Raw genomic sequence first — 12,860 nt, forward strand, 5'->3', positions numbered from 1 at the left:
TTTTTGTTGGGCCGGAGCAAGGAGGCTGGTGGTGCAGAGCAGGTTATTGATCAAGGAACTGATGGAGGCGGGCTGGACACTGGACCGGGTCACCGGCAGTCATCACATCTTCACTCACCGTTACAACCCTTACACGATACCCGTCCCTCATCCGAAGAAGGATTTACCGATCGGGACGGTCAAAAGCATCAGGAGGCGAGCCGGACTTTATTGCCCGGGAGCCAGTTTGGCAGGAGATCCATAATGCAATACCCAATCTGTATCGAGTGGGGCGACGAGAACACCGCCATCGGTATTCAGATCCCCGATATTCCTGGTGCCGTGACGGCCGGGGATACGTTTGAAGATGCTTACAACGCGGCAGTCGAGATTGCCCACATCATGCTGCAGGAGATCATGGCGGACGGGGAGTCAATTCCGATGCCGACCTCTGCGGCCGCGCACCGCGAGAATCCGGAATTTGCCGACATGGGTTGGGGAATGCTGGAGCTGGACATCTCGCCGTATCTGGGCAAGACCGAGAAGGTCAACGTGACGCTGCCTGGCTACGTGATTCAGCGCATTGATCGTTATGTGCGAGAGCACAAAGTCAAAAGTCGTTCCTCCTTTCTCGCGGATGCTGCGCTGGAGAAGCTGATTCGGCATTGAGGAGGGTCAGTTACATCGCCTTCGCGGGCAAGCCTCGCTCCTACAGGATTAATGCAAGACTTTGTAGGAGCGAGGCTTGCCCGCGAAGCTTTTAGCGTCTTAAGCAGTCGTCAATGCAGCCTTCTCCGACACACTCAAAAACCGCAACAACGCCAGCAACGGAAACACGCTGCCGACAATCACGATCCACAACCAGCCACCGTGTTCGTACACCGCACTGGCCACCGATGAGCCGAACGCGCCGCCGATAAAGATGCTGGTCATGTACAGCGCATTCAGACGGCCGCGGCTCTTGGCGTCGAGGGTGTAGACCGCGCGCTGGCCGAGGACCATGTTCATTTGCACACAGAAATCCAGCACCACGCCCGTCACGGCCAGACCGATGACGCTGTAGGCCGGGTGGATGAAGGCCGGCAGGAAGCTCAGGCTGGCGAACAGCATCGCCAGCAGCGAGGCGAGGCGGGTGTGGCCGGCATCGGCCAGTCGACCGGCGATGGGCGCGGCAATCGCGCCGATCGCTCCGACCAGGGCGAAGATCGCGATCAGGGTTTGCGACAAGCCATGATTGCGCGTCAGTTCCAGCGGCACGGCGGTCCAGAACAGGCTGAACGTGGCGAACATGCAGGCTTGGTAAAAGGCCCGTTGACGCAACACCGGTTGCTGGCGCAGCAGCGTCCAGAGCGAACCCAGTAACTGGCCATAAGAGGCGCTGTGATCAGGCTGGCGTTTGGGCACCGTCAGGGCCAGGACGATGCTGATTGCAGCCATCAACACTGCAGCGATGACGAACATCGCACGCCAGCCGAAGTGGTCGGCCACTACGCTGGACACCGGCCGGGCCAGCAGAATCCCCAGCAGCAAACCGCCCATGATCCCGCCGACCACGCGGCCACGCGACGCTTCCGGCGTCAGGTGGGCGGCCAGTGGAATCAGGATCTGTACCGACACCGAGCTGAAACCCACCAGCAACGAGATCAACAGAAACACGTTCGGCTGATCGGTGAACGCCGCGCCCATCAGACTGGCAATTGCCACCACGGTGGTGATGATCATCAAGCGGCGGTTTTCCAGCAGATCGCCCAGCGGCACCAGGAAGAACAGGCCCAGCGCATAGCCAATCTGCGTCAGCGAAACGATCAGGCTGGCCATGGTGTCGGTCAGGCCGATGTCCGGCGCGATCAGGCCGATGATCGGCTGGGCGTAGTAGATGTTGGCGACGATCGCGCCGCAGCAGAAGGCGAAAAGCAGCACCATGCCCCGGGTCGTTGTCGCGGCACCGTGGGGCACCTGAGTCGCTGAATTCATAACGTGGCTCGCTGAGCAAGAAGAAAGTGAGCAGAGGCTAATCGGCTGGCTAGAGCGGCGGAAGAGGGTTTGGATTGATAGTAATCATTCCTTTGCGGAATGAGTGACGCCGGTATGCGCTGACTGCCGATGAACCATGCATCCGAACAATGGGATCCGATGATACATTCACTTACATCTTCTTCGATAGCGTGCTTATGTTCTCCTGCGCTCCATAAACCGGAAGGTACTTCGATATGAATGCGATGTTCCGTCACCTGATTCGCGGCGCTTGCGTTGTTACCTTGATCAGCTTGTTCACGGCAGGTCTTGCCCAGGCCGCCGATGTGCCGCCGGGAATGCGCATTGGCGTGCGCGGCGAGATCACCGGCATCAGCGCCGACGTCATGAAAGTCCATGTCAACAGCGGCGAAAACGTGGTGATCAGCCTGACCAAAGACACCAAAATCCGCGCCGTCACCCTGGCCAATATCGAAGACATCAAGCCCGGCAGCTACATCGGCTCGGCTGCCGTGCCGCAGGAGGATGGCACGCTCAAGGCGCTGGAAGTCCACGTCTTCCCGCCGGAACTGGCCGGCAGCGGCGACGGCCATCGGCCTTTTGATCTGGTCAAGGGCAGCAGCATGACCAACGGCAGCGTAGGCGATCTGGTGGTCAGCAACGGCCGGGTTCTGACCGTCAATTACAAGGGCGGCCAACAGACGATTCTGGTGCCGGAGGATGTGCCGATCGTCAATCTGGTGCCGGGGGATCGCAGTTTGCTGAAGGTGGGCGTGAAGATCGTGACGTTTGTGACCCAGAGTGCCGACGGGACACTGACCGCTCAATCCATTTCGGCCGGTAAGGACGGTGTGACACCGCCGATGTAACGGTATCCCACAAAAAAAGGCGACCTTCACAGGTCGCCTTTTTCATTTGAACTCAGTGATTACTGGCCGTTGTAAATCTGGTCGAAAACCCCACCATCATTGAAGTGAGTCTTCTGCACGGTGCGCCAGTCACCAAAGGTCTTCTCCACCGACAGGAAATCCACTTTCGGGAAGCGATCGGTGTATTTCGCCAACACCGCCGGGTCACGCGGACGCAGGTAGTTGGCAGCCGCAATTTCCTGACCTTCCGGCGACCACAGGTACTTCAGATATTCCTCGGCAGCCGCGCGAGTGCCTTTCTTGTCGACGGTTTTGTCGACCACCGACACCGGCGGCTCGGCTTGCGCGGAGACACTCGGGTAAATCACTTCGAACTGATCACGACCAAACTCGCGAGCAATCATTTCCGCTTCGTTTTCGAAGGTCACCAGCACGTCGCCGATCTGGTTGGTCATGAAAGTAGTCGTGGCGGCGCGGCCACCGGTATCCAGCACCGGCGCTTGTTTGAACAGTTTGCCGACGAAGGCTTTTGCCTTGTTTTCGTCACCGCCGTTTTTCAGCACATAGCCCCAGGCCGAGAGGTAGGTGTAGCGACCGTTACCCGAGGTTTTCGGGTTGGGGACGATCACCTGCACGCCGTCCTTGAGCAGGTCCGGCCAGTCTTTCAGGGCTTTCGGGTTGCCTTTGCGCACGATGAATACGGTGGCCGAAGTGAACGGCGCGCTGTTGTTCGGCAGGCGTGTGACCCAGTTGTCCGGAACCAGTTTGCCGTTGTCCGCCAAGGCGTTGATGTCGGTGGCCATGTTCATGGTGATGACGTCAGCCGGCAGGCCATCGATCACCGAACGCGCCTGTTTGCTGGAGCCGCCGAAGGACATCTGCAGCGTGATGTTTTCGTTGTGTTCGGCTTGCCAGTGTTTCTGGAAGGCAGCGTTGTAGTCCTTGTAGAAATCTCGCATCACGTCGTAGGAAACGTTAAGCAGGGTCGGTGCGGCCTGAGCCATGCTGCTCAAGGCCAGGCCAGCGGCCAGAAGTGAGGCGCCAAAGAGTTTTTTCACTGCGCATTCCTTGTTTTATCAAACGTGTTCGATGGAAAGTGTTGGCAATTTGCCAGCGACTATAGCCGGGCTCTCATAGTCGTTTAAAGATTAAAAAGCACTTTGCTTATTCCATTTTCTTGAACAGCGCATTGCCGCAACGAGAGCAGAACGCCGCGCTGTGTTCGTGGCTGTTTTTCTTGCAGGTCGGGCAATCGTGTTGCAGTTGTTCACCGCGCATGGCGTTGGCCAGTTCCGCGGTGAAGATTCCTGTCGGCACGGCGATGATCGAGTAGCCGGTGATCATCACCAGGGATGAAATCACCTGACCCAACGGCGTCTTGGGCACGATGTCGCCAAAACCCACGGTGGTCAGCGTCACGATAGCCCAATAGATCCCTTTGGGAATGCTGGTGAAACCGTGCTCCGGGCCTTCGATCACGTACATCAGCGTGCCGAATACCGTCACCAGGGTGCTGACGCTGAGCAGAAACACCACGATCTTCTGTTTGCTGCCGCGCAACGCCGACATCAAATAGTTGGCTTGTTTCAGATACGGGCTGAGCTTGAGCACGCGGAAAATCCGCAACATCCGAATGATCCGGATGATCAGCAGGTACTGCGCATCGCTGTAATACAGCGCGAGAATACCCGGCACGATCGCCAGCAAATCCACCAGCCCATAGAAGCTGAACGCGTAGCGCAGCGGCTTGGGCGAGCAATACAGGCGCAGGCCGTATTCGATGATGAAAATGACGGTGAAGCCCCACTCGATGTACGCCAGCACGTCGGCGTAGTTCTGGTGAACGCTGTCGATACTGTCCAGAACCACGATCACCAGGCTGGCGAGGATGATCAACAGCAAGATGCTGTCAAAACGCCGACCGGCCCGGGTGTCGGTCTGGAAGATCATGACGTAAAGCTCTTCACGCCAGTTTTTGCTGCTGTCCATGGATAACGCCTGAATCGAGAATCAGCGCAGCCTAGGGTGATTCTCCCCGCTAGCGCAAGGTGCGCTGTCCATGGCGGCCTGACGCAACACCCGAATGCCTGCGCGAATCAGCCAGCAGGCAAGGATGAACGGCGCGGTCAGCGTTGCCAGGCCCAGTGCGGCGAACCCCGGCGTGAGCAATACCGCGAGCAGAATGCCGAGCAGCGGCAGCCAGGGTTGGCGACGTTGCGGGCTGAAGGCGAGGGCGGCGAGTACCGCGTTGTAACCGCTCAAACCCTGCAAGGCATTTGAAGTTTCGCCATGCAGAAGGGCAAATCCGAGGCCGGCAGCGGAGCCCAGCAGCGCCCACACAAAGGCGTGGCGATCGGCGATCAGCAACCCGGTGGCAATCAGCGCGCCGGCCAGGGGATGGCCGAGAAACATGACTTGCCCCAGGCCTTTCAATTCGGCGACGAGCAGGTTGAGGGTGTTCAGTTCGATCAGCGGAACGGGTTGCTGTGGTGCGGCAAAGCCGAGCAATAACCAGCTCAACCCAACGAAGGGTGCGGTGTACGCCGGTAGACATTGATCATCGCGAGCACCTTTGAGCCATTGCTGAGTGAGCATGGCACTCAGGCCGCCGCAGGCGATGATCAGCGGTGGCAACAGTGCTGACCATGGGAAATACAGGCTCAGCAGCAGGCCGAGCAAAATACCGTTGTAACTGAACAGCCCGGCCTGACGATCCGCCTTGGCATACCCGCGACGTTGCGCGGTAAGCAACCCGGCGACACCGCCCAACAGCGCACCGCCGAGCAGAGCGGGCGCGGTGAAAAGAATCGCTAACAGACACAACAGCCCGCACAGCGGATGGCGCTGGAGAAAGATCTGGCTGAAGCCGTTAAGCAGGGCGGTCGCCCAGTCGGGGCAGTGGGTGTTGAAGTGGTTGGCAGGCATGGGTGGGGTCTAGGGCAGAGGAAAATCCAGGGTCTTGCACAAATCTGTGGCGAGGGAGCTTGCTCCCGCTGGGCTGCGGAGCAGCCCTGAAATCAGCAATGCGGTCTTTCTGTTGAAACCGTCATGCCAAAGCGACGACTGCTTCGCAGCCGAGCGGGAGCAAGCTCCCTCGCCACAGGGGTAGTTCTTACCGGAGTAGCTCTTACAGGGGTAGTTCTTTAGAGCAATGTCTCGATGCGCAACGAATTGGTTGACCCCGGCTGTCCAAACGGCACGCCCGCGGTAATCAGCAACGTATCCCCGCGCTGAGCCATCCCCTGTGCCTGGGCGATTTCCAGCGCCGTCGAGCACACTTCATCCACCTGGCGCAGTCGATCGTTGACCACCGAATGCACGCCCCACGCCACCGTCAATCGCCGGGCGGTTTGCAGGTTCGGCGTCAGGTTGAGGATTGGCACCGTCGGCCGTTCCCGCGCCGCCCGCAGGCTCGAGGTGCCGGACTCGCTGTAGTTCACCAGCACCGCCACCGGCAGCACGTTGCTGATGCGGCGGATCGCGCAGCTGATCGCGTCCGACACCGTGGCCTCGGCTTTTGGCCGGCTCACGTCCAGTTGGGTTTGATAGTCCGGGCCGTTTTCCACCTGACGGATGATCTTGCTCATCATCTGCACGGCTTCCAGTGGGTACTCGCCGGACGCGGTTTCCGCCGACAGCATCACCGCGTCCGCGCCTTCGGCCACCGCGTTGGCAACGTCGGTGACTTCGGCACGGGTCGGGGCCGGGGAGAAGCGCATCGACTCCAGCATCTGCGTCGCCACCACCACCGGTTTGCCGAGTTGGCGGCAAGTGCCGATGATATTTTTCTGAATCTGCGGCACGCTCTCGGCCGGCACTTCCACGCCCAGGTCACCGCGGGCGACCATGATCGCATCGCTCAATTCAGCGATTTCCCGCAGCTGAGTCACGGCCGATGGCTTCTCGATCTTGGCCATCAAGAACGCCTTGTCGCCGATCAGCGCACGGGCTTCGCGGATGTCCTCCGGGCGTTGCACGAACGACAGCGCGACCCAGTCCACCCCCAGCTCCAGACCGAAGCTCAAGTCGCGACGGTCCTTGGCGGTCAGCGGGCTCAGGTCGAGCACCGCTTGCGGCACGTTGACGCCTTTGCGGTCCGACAGCTCGCCACCGTTGAGCACCGTGGTGTCGATGGCGTCGGCGTACTTGGTCACCACCCGCAGGCGCAACTTGCCGTCATCCAGCAGCAGGTCCATGCCGGGCTCCAGCGCGGCGATGATTTCCGGGTGGGGCAGGTTGACCCGGCGCTCATCCCCCGGCGTCGCATCCAGATCCAGGCGCAGCGCCTGGCCGCGATATAGCTGCACTTTGCCCTGGGCGAATTTGCCGACCCGCAGTTTCGGGCCTTGCAGGTCCATCAGAATCCCCAGCGGATAATTCAGCTGGCGCTCGACTTCACGAATCCACTGATAGCGCTGCGCATGGTCGGCGTGATCGCCGTGGCTGAAGTTCAGGCGAAAGATATTGACCCCGGCCCGCACCAGTTCACGGATATCGTCGATCCCGTCGGTGGCCGGGCCGAGGGTGGCGAGGATTTTGACCTTCTTGTCAGGCGTCATGTTTAGGGCTCTCGAGAATCAGGATGGCGCGGAAGTCGTTGACGTTGGTGCGGGTCGGCTCGGTGACGATCAGTGCATCGAGCGCCTCGAAATAGCCGTAGCCATTGTTGTTATCCAGTTCATCGCTGGCGCTCAAACCGAGGGCGGCGGCACGGGCATAGCTGTCCGGAGTCATGACGGCGCCGGCGTTGTCTTCGGAGCCGTCGATGCCGTCGGTGTCACCCGCCAGGGCGTAGACGCCGGGCAGGCCTTTGAGGCTGTCGGTCAGGCTCAACAGGAATTCGGCGTTGCGCCCGCCACGGCCATTGCCGCGTACGGTGACGGTGGTTTCGCCGCCGGACAGAATCACGCACGGCGCCGCCAGCGGCTGGCCGTGCTGGACGATCTGCCGCGCAATGCCGGCGTGGACCTTCGCCACTTCCCGGGATTCACCTTCCAGGTCGCCGAGAATCAACGGGCTGAAACCAGCCTGACGGGCTTTCACCGCTGCCGCTTCCAGCGATTGCTGTGGGCGGGCGATCAATTGGAAATGACTGCGGGCCAGGCTCGGATCGCCGGGTTTGACCGTTTCCGACTCGGGGCTTTGCAGCCAGTTGCGCACCGAGGTCGGGACTTCGATGGCATAACGCTTGAGGATCGCCAACGCTTCAGCCGAGGTGCTTGGGTCGGCCACGGTGGGGCCGGAGGCGATGACCGTGGCGAGATCGCCCGGCACATCGGAAATCGCATAGGTGTAAACCGTGGCCGGCCAGCAGGCTTTGCCCAGACGCCCACCCTTGATCGCCGAGAGGTGCTTGCGCACGCAGTTCATCTCGCCGATGGTCGCGCCGGATTTGAGCAGCGCTTTGTTGATCGATTGCTTGTCGGCCAGGGTGATGCCAGCGGCGGGCAAGGCGAGCAGGGCAGAGCCACCGCCCGAGAGCAGGAAGATCACACGGTCGTCTTCGCTCAGGTTGCTGACCAGTTCCAGAACCCGTTTCGCGACGGCCAGACCGGCAGCGTCCGGCACCGGGTGCGCGGCTTCGACCACTTCGATTTTTTCGCACGGGGCGCCGTGGCCGTAGCGGGTCACCACCAGGCCAGACACCTCACCCTGCCAGCAGCGTTCGACCACCTGGGCCATGGCTGCGGCGGCTTTACCGGCGCCGATGACGATCACCCGACCGCTGCGGTCAGTTGGTAAATGGGCTTCAAGGACATGCTGCGGATGGGCCGCGTCGATGGCTGTGGCAAACAGCTCGCGCAGCAATTGTTGCGGATTGACCGACATGGCGGGCTCCCGGAATTCTTGTTATTGGAGGGCGACTCGGTTCCCTGTGGGAGCGGCCTGTGGTGAGGGGGCTTGCCCCCGTTTGAGTGCGTAGCGCTCACAAAGTCTTTGGTGTATCAGAGATTTTGGGGCTGCTTCGCAACCCAACGGGGGCAAGCCCCCTCGCCACAGGCCCGCGCCCACAGGTTTTTGCGCAGGGCGTTACTTACCGCGAATCGAGAAATTCGCCATGTGTTCCAGGCCCTTGATCAGCGCCGAGTGATCCCAGTTACTGCCACCGATCGCCGCGCAGGTGCTGAACACCTGTTGGGTATTGGCGGTGTTCGGCAGGTTGATGTTCAGCTCGCGCGCACCGGCCAGGGCCAGGTTCAGGTCCTTCTGGTGCAGGCTGATGCGGAAACCCGGATCGAAGGTGCCTTTGATCATGCGTTCGCCGTGAACTTCCAGGATCTTCGACGAGGCGAAACCACCCATCAGCGCTTCACGCACCTTCGCTGGGTCGGCACCGTTTTTCGAGGCGAACAACAGCGCTTCGGCCACGGCCTGGATGTTCAGCGCGACGATGATCTGGTTCGCCACTTTCGCGGTTTGCCCATCGCCGTTGCCACCGACCAGGGTAATGTTCTTGCCCATGGCCTGGAACAGCGGCAGGGCGCGTTCGAAGGCATCGGCTTCACCACCGACCATGATGCTCAGGGTCGCAGCCTTGGCGCCGACTTCACCGCCGGAAACCGGGGCGTCGAGGTATTGCGCGCCTTTTTCGTTGATTTTGGCGGCGAAGGTTTTGGTGGCCGTCGGCGAGATCGAGCTCATGTCGATCACGACTTTGCCCTTGCTGACGCCCGCTGCAACGCCGTCGGCGCGGAACAGCACGTCATCGACCTGCGGGGTATCGGGAACCATGACGATGATGAATTCGGCTTCCTGGGCGACTTCTTTCGGGTTCGCCAGCGCGACGGCGCCAGCGGCCACCAGGTCGGCAGGCGCAGGGTCGTGGTGCGCCGACAGGAACAGGCTGTGACCGGCTTTCTGCAGGTTCAACGCCATTGGGTGGCCCATGATGCCGGTGCCGATAAATCCGATTTTAGCCATGAGAAAATCCTCTTGTTTTTGTGTCGCCAAATAATGTGCGCGTAGCGGAGGTAGACCACATTCTGTGGCGAGGGAGCTTGCTCCCGCTGGGTTGCGAAGCGACCCCAAACCAACCGCCGTGGTGTGCCAGATAAAACTTGCTCGCAGGTTTACGACTGCTTCGCAGCCGAACGGGGCGGTGCGGCGTTCCGACAAGCCCCCTCGCCACACGTCAGATCGCGTTATGGGTTTTCAACCAGCCCAGACCCGCTTCAGTCGTGGTCAGCGGCTTGTATTCACAGCCGACCCAACCCTGATAACCGATGCGGTCCAGGTGTTCGAACAGGAAGCGGTAGTTGATTTCACCGGTGCCCGGTTCGTTGCGCCCTGGGTTGTCCGCCAATTGCACGTGGTTGATCTCGTCCAGGTGCGAGGCCATGGTGCGAGCCAGGTCGCCCTCCATGATTTGCATGTGATAGATGTCGTATTGCAGGAACAGGTTGGCGCTGCCGACCTGTTCGCGAATCGACAGGGCTTGCGCCGTGTTGTTCAGGTAGAAGCCCGGAATGTCGCGGGTGTTGATCGCTTCCATCACCAGTTTGATGCCCGCCGCTTGCAGCTTGTCGGCCGCGTACTTGAGGTTGGCGACGAAGGTTTTTTCCACGGTGGCCTCGTCGACGCCTTGTGGACGAATACCGGCCAGGCAGTTGACCTGGGTGTTGCCCAGCACTTGGGCGTAGGCAATGGCCAGATCGACACCGGCGCGGAACTCTTCGACCCGATCCGGCAGGCACGCGATACCGCGTTCGCCCTTGGCCCAGTCACCGGCTGGCAGGTTGAATAGCACCTGGGTCAGACCGTTGGCATCGAGCCTGGCCTTGATTTCGGCAGAGCTGAAGTCATAGGGGAACAGGTATTCGACACCACTGAAGCCGGCCTTGGCGGCAGCGTCGAAACGGGCAAGAAAATCCTGCTCGGTGAACAGCATGGACAGGTTGGCTGCGAAACGCGGCATGGTGATCTCCTGTAAAAATATGTGCCTGTAGCAGCTGCCACGGCCTCGTGCCTCGGCAGCTGCTACAGGTGTCAGGTCATTCTTAATCGAGCAACGAAATCGCCGTTGGCGCATCGTTGCCGACCAGCGCCAGGTCTTCGAATTCGTTGACGGCGTTGATCTCGGTGCCCATGGAAATGTTGGTCACGCGCTCCAGAATGATCTCGACGATCACCGGCACCTTGAACTCCTCGATCATCTCCTGAGCCTTGCGCAGGGCAGGCTGGATCTGACCCGGTTCGAATACCCGCAGCGCCTTGCAACCCAGGCCTTCGGTGACCGCGACGTGGTCGACACCGTAGCCGTTGAGTTCCGGAGCGTTGAGGTTGTCGAAGGACAGCTGCACGCAGTAGTCCATGTCGAAACCGCGCTGCGCCTGACGGATCAGCCCCAGGTACGAGTTGTTCACCACGACGTGGATGTACGGCAGCTTGAACTGCGCGCCCACCGCCAGTTCTTCGATCATGAACTGGAAGTCGTAGTCGCCCGAGAGCGCCACCACCTTGCGGGTCGGATCCGCCTTGACCACACCGAGCGCGGCCGGAATGGTCCAGCCCAACGGGCCGGCCTGGCCGCAGTTGATCCAGTGACGCGGTTTGTAGACGTGCAGGAACTGCGCGCCGGCAATCTGCGACAGACCGATGGTGCTGACGTAGCAGGTGTCCTTGCCGAACACCTGGTTCATCTCTTCGTAAACGCGCTGCGGTTTGACCGGCACGTTGTCGAAGTGAGTCTTGCGCTGCAGGCTGGCTTTGCGTTGCTGGCAATCTTGCAGCCAGGCGCTGCGGTTTTTCAGTTTGCCAGCGGCTTGCCACTCGCGAGCGACTTCGATGAACACGGTCAACGCGGCAGCGGCATCGGACACGATGCCCAGGTCCGGGGTGAACACGCGGCCGATCTGGGTCGGTTCGATGTCGACGTGAATGAATTTGCGGCCTTCGGTGTAAACGTCGACCGAACCGGTGTGACGGTTGGCCCAGCGGTTACCGACGCCCAGCACCACGTCGGACTTCAGCATCGTGGCGTTGCCATAACGGTGCGAGGTTTGCAGTCCGACCATGCCGACCATCAGCGGGTGATCGTCCGGGATGGTGCCCCAGCCCATCAGCGTCGGGATGACCGGAATACCGGTCAGCTCGGCGAACTCCACCAGCAACTCGCTGGCGTCGGCATTGATGATGCCGCCACCGGCCACCAGCAATGGGCGTTCAGCCTGGTCGAGCATGGCCAGGGCTTTTTCCACCTGCACGCGGGTCGCGCTCGGCTTGGCCAATGGCAGCGGCTGGTAGGCGTCGATGTCGAATTCGATTTCGGCCATCTGCACGTCGAACGGCAGGTCGATCAGCACTGGGCCGGGGCGGCCGGAGCGCATCTCATAGAAGGCTTTCTGGAACGCGTAAGGCACCTGGCCCGGCTCCAGAACCGTGGTCGCCCACTTGGTGACCGGCTTGACGATGCTGGTGATGTCGACGGCCTGGAAGTCTTCCTTGTGCATACGGGCCCGCGGTGCTTGCCCGGTGATGCACAGGATCGGGATCGAGTCGGCCGAGGCGCTGTAGAGCCCGGTGACCATGTCGGTACCGGCAGGGCCCGATGTGCCGATGCACACGCCGATGTTGCCGGCCTTGGTGCGGGTGTAACCCTCGGCCATGTGCGAGGCGCCTTCAACGTGGCGAGCGAGGACGTGATCGATGCCACCGACCTTCTGCAAGGCGGAGTACAGCGGGTTGATCGCGGCGCCCGGGATGCCAAAAGCGGTATCGACCCCTTCACGGCGCATCACCAGAACGGCGGCTTCGATTGCTCTCATTTTGCTCATGGTTTTGTGCCTCTTACGTTTTGTAATTGTATACAAGTGGCTTTGCGCAGAGTGTATTCACGGCGGACGGCGCAGGTCAATCCATTTTCTCAAGCGGCTGTTTCATTCGTCGGAAGCCCAAATAACTGTGGCTTTTCGTCGCATGTCGCGCCTTTCGAAAATTATTGTATACAAAAAAATAATTCATTGTGTTCTATTTGTTGCATCGGATTGCGCAACACAAAGCAGTCCAACGGCTTTCCCTATAACAAAATGAGGACGGCAC

The 12,860-nt window shown here is 60.5% G+C and carries 12 protein-coding genes; 3 read left to right on the plus strand and 9 right to left on the minus strand.

The window, feature by feature from the left end; all coding sequences use genetic code 11:
* Nucleotides 1-31: 31 nt before the first annotated feature.
* Both ACCC96_RS15445 and ACCC96_RS15450 read left to right on the plus strand, forming a co-directional pair.
* Nucleotides 32-244, plus strand: a complete 213-nt coding sequence (locus tag ACCC96_RS15445; protein ID WP_019579596.1) for a type II toxin-antitoxin system HicA family toxin — start codon at nt 32-34, stop codon at nt 242-244.
* On the plus strand, nt 244-648 hold the full coding sequence (locus ACCC96_RS15450; protein WP_258670509.1) for a type II toxin-antitoxin system HicB family antitoxin: 405 nt from the start codon (nt 244-246) through the stop codon (nt 646-648). The genes ACCC96_RS15445 and ACCC96_RS15450 overlap by 1 nt, the downstream gene beginning before the upstream one ends.
* Nucleotides 649-747: 99 nt before the next feature.
* On the opposite strand, the gene ACCC96_RS15455 is transcribed toward ACCC96_RS15450, so the two are convergent.
* Nucleotides 748-1,953, minus strand: a complete 1,206-nt coding sequence (locus tag ACCC96_RS15455) for an MFS transporter (protein ID WP_413696236.1) — start codon at nt 1,951-1,953, stop codon at nt 748-750.
* A gap of 236 nt (nt 1,954-2,189) precedes the next feature.
* Here ACCC96_RS15455 and ACCC96_RS15460 point away from each other — a divergent pair, with 236 nt between their 5' ends.
* Nucleotides 2,190-2,822, plus strand: a complete 633-nt coding sequence (locus tag ACCC96_RS15460) for a hypothetical protein (RefSeq protein WP_258670503.1) — start codon at nt 2,190-2,192, stop codon at nt 2,820-2,822.
* A gap of 59 nt (nt 2,823-2,881) precedes the next feature.
* Here the strand turns inward: ACCC96_RS15460 and ACCC96_RS15465 are convergent, their stop codons facing one another.
* The 8 genes from ACCC96_RS15465 to gcl form a co-directional block, all read right to left on the minus strand.
* A complete protein-coding gene (locus ACCC96_RS15465; RefSeq protein ID WP_019648130.1) occupies nt 2,882-3,880 on the minus strand; it encodes a sulfate ABC transporter substrate-binding protein in 999 nt (332 codons plus the stop codon).
* A gap of 106 nt (nt 3,881-3,986) precedes the next feature.
* Nucleotides 3,987-4,811 carry an ion transporter gene (locus ACCC96_RS15470; RefSeq protein WP_019648131.1) on the minus strand — a complete coding sequence of 275 codons (825 nt, stop codon included), beginning with the start codon at nt 4,809-4,811 and terminating at the stop codon, nt 3,987-3,989.
* A 21-nt stretch (nt 4,812-4,832) separates the two neighbouring features.
* Nucleotides 4,833-5,747 (minus strand): urea transporter, encoded by a 915-nt coding sequence (locus ACCC96_RS15475; protein ID WP_258670499.1) that lies wholly within the window; start codon nt 5,745-5,747, stop codon nt 4,833-4,835.
* 218 nt (nt 5,748-5,965) lie between these two features.
* Entirely contained in the window at nt 5,966-7,381 is a 1,416-nt protein-coding gene (gene pyk, locus ACCC96_RS15480) for a pyruvate kinase (RefSeq protein WP_019648133.1), read from the minus strand.
* Nucleotides 7,371-8,651: a glycerate kinase gene (locus ACCC96_RS15485; RefSeq protein WP_258670496.1), complete on the minus strand. Its 1,281-nt coding sequence runs from the start codon at nt 8,649-8,651 to the stop codon at nt 7,371-7,373. Before ACCC96_RS15485 ends, pyk begins: the two co-directional genes overlap by 11 nt.
* Nucleotides 8,652-8,852: 201 nt before the next feature.
* Nucleotides 8,853-9,743 carry a 2-hydroxy-3-oxopropionate reductase gene (locus ACCC96_RS15490; protein WP_258670494.1) on the minus strand — a complete coding sequence of 297 codons (891 nt, stop codon included), beginning with the start codon at nt 9,741-9,743 and terminating at the stop codon, nt 8,853-8,855.
* A gap of 211 nt (nt 9,744-9,954) precedes the next feature.
* On the minus strand, nt 9,955-10,737 hold the full coding sequence (gene hyi, locus ACCC96_RS15495; RefSeq protein WP_258670492.1) for a hydroxypyruvate isomerase: 783 nt from the start codon (nt 10,735-10,737) through the stop codon (nt 9,955-9,957).
* 82 nt (nt 10,738-10,819) lie between these two features.
* On the minus strand, nt 10,820-12,595 hold the full coding sequence (gene gcl, locus ACCC96_RS15500; RefSeq protein WP_413696237.1) for a glyoxylate carboligase: 1,776 nt from the start codon (nt 12,593-12,595) through the stop codon (nt 10,820-10,822).
* Nucleotides 12,596-12,860 lie beyond the last annotated feature (265 nt).

The organism is Pseudomonas sp. Pseusp11, from assembly GCF_047304405.1.
Lineage (GTDB): Bacteria > Pseudomonadota > Gammaproteobacteria > Pseudomonadales > Pseudomonadaceae > Aquipseudomonas.